The 257-nt window shown below is 66.1% G+C and carries 1 protein-coding gene; it reads right to left on the bottom strand.

The genetic code is table 11. The features are described from left to right. On the bottom strand, positions 1-257 hold a 257-nt coding region (locus P8629_RS12250; protein WP_278166382.1), incomplete at both ends, for a tetratricopeptide repeat protein.

A 257-nucleotide genomic window follows, 5' to 3' on the forward strand; every position in this document is an offset into this window, starting at 1 on the left:
GTCAGCGTGATGACCTTGTCGTCGCTGAACACCTCGCCCGACTGTTCGTAATAGGCCAGCGTGCGATCGTAATCGCCCGCCTCCAGGTAGATCATCCCGATGTCCTGGAGCGCCATCGCGCGGCTGCGATTCTCGCCCGCCGCCTGGAACACGTCATGCGCGCGCTGATAGTCGCGCAGCGCGCCGGTGACCTTGCCCGTCATGGCCTCGATCGCGCCGTGCGCGCGCAGCAGGTCGCCGTGGAGCTTGGTATTGGG

This window comes from Hydrogenovibrio sp. 3SP14C1 (genome assembly GCF_029625905.1).
Classification (GTDB): domain Bacteria; phylum Pseudomonadota; class Gammaproteobacteria; order Thiomicrospirales; family Thiomicrospiraceae; genus Hydrogenovibrio.